This window comes from Agrobacterium sp. D14 (genome assembly GCF_001526505.1).
GTDB lineage: Bacteria > Pseudomonadota > Alphaproteobacteria > Rhizobiales > Rhizobiaceae > Agrobacterium > Agrobacterium leguminum.
Genome location: NZ_ASXX01000050.1, coordinates 1 through 1,552 on the forward strand (window position 1 = coordinate 1; position 1,552 = coordinate 1,552).

At 51.4% G+C, this 1,552-nt stretch carries 1 protein-coding gene; it reads right to left on the reverse strand.

The features are described from left to right. Window positions 1-297: 297 nt before the first annotated feature. On the reverse strand, window positions 298-633 hold the full coding sequence (locus L901_RS21240) for a hypothetical protein (RefSeq protein ID WP_035261353.1): 336 nt from the start codon (window positions 631-633) through the stop codon (window positions 298-300). Window positions 634-1,552: the final 919 nt, after the last annotated feature.

Below are 1,552 nucleotides of genomic sequence, written 5' to 3' on the forward strand. Positions count from 1 at the left end.
CATACCCTTTGCGAAATCAATGCAGTGACCTTGCGGGATTCAGGATTATTTGGAAACCTAGCTGACCAGGGCTTAATCAGATCGATAGAATTTTAGCGAATTGGACGGATGCTGATGAGTTGATCCTAGATGATCTGTCCCCCCCAGCACTCTGGAAATCCGATTCAGAATCAAACGGCGATTAACCGAGTAATGGGGGGAGGTGTCGTAGAGATTGCAAACGCCGTTGGGCGTTCCCATGGCGGGGTTGGGATGACAAAGGGCTGGAACCGTAGTTGGCAGGTCGAACGAAACCGGTCAGTCACCCTCGTCGGCACCGTCAGGATAAAGCAGATGGGGCTTGCGGCGGAAGGGCCAGTCACCATCCCGGTACTTCTCGACAAGCTCATCGAAGACGGCGTGGGATGCATGTTCGTCGAACCCCTGCCGAACCAGCATCGAGACGACGACATGCTGGAAGTGTTCCAGCTCTTCGGTCTTCTCGCGCGTTGTCATGCCAGAGATTGTCATGAACAGCGCCGTGCGGGCCACATCATCGCGCCCGGGGCGCTTGGCCTTTCTGTCGGCATCACGCAGCTTCTGCTGTCGCTCGCGCTGTTTGCTGTTGCGGATCTCCTCGGACTTCGCTGGCATGCACTCTTCCCCGTCAGGTCTCCGGCTACCGATGCCAGACCGTTGTCACTGCCGCAACGCCGTTTGCATGGAATCGGAAATCCCGGTTTATGAATCGTTTTATTGGGGTTCTGAATCAAATGAACGCAATTTGAGATCAATTGCGGACACGTTGAGACAGGTCGAGGTAAGTTGGCGAGGGATAAACGGCGGTCGTGAATCAAATGATCAGCGTTTGGAATCAAAAATATCGGACCTTGAATCGAATGAGCGCAATTTGTCTCGACGTTCTGACACGTTGAAACGACCTGTGGGCAAGCTGACGGAAATCGCCGACGGCTTCCTATCGCGCTTGCACCTGCAGGACCATCTCCACTCCGGAATATGAGGCGGCGAACCGAAACCTTCCCGGTCGGTTCATCCGCGAGGCCGCATGTCATATGTCCCAGCCGTTCGCGCGGAATGTGCCATCTTCGGGTGGAAATCGAGCGTCGCTCTTGGACGGCGAGACGCTGGCTTCGTGTTTACTTCGTCGCGTGTTTCCGTGACGGCCAAACTACTTCGTGAAGGCCTTAAATGTGGGAAGTCGGCTATCCGGCTCCGGATTCTGGATTTTGCCGTGAAATAATATCGATCAAATTTGAAGTTTAAAGTTTTTAGATTTATCGTATAACTCGATATATATTGATTAATATAGCGTTAAATATCAAATGCCGCCGCCGAAAACTGCAGAGATATAAAGATTACAATCGAATGTATACTATGAAGATATTTTACTTTGATTTGCATTACATATGAATCGGCGCAATCATATAGTCATCCGATGCGTTGTTTGTCGGATACATTGTAAACGCGTCACACGGAGACTTCCATGCGCACCAGAAATACCAAGAACTCTGCGACCGCCGCCCTCTCCTATAACTATGAAGAAGAGGGGATC

What these genes read in the sequence shown, in the direction of transcription:
- L901_RS21240 (WP_035261353.1), bottom strand. Translation starts at nt 633, where the DNA reads ATGCCAGCGAAGTCCGAGGAGATCCGCAACAGCAAACAGCGCGAGCGA.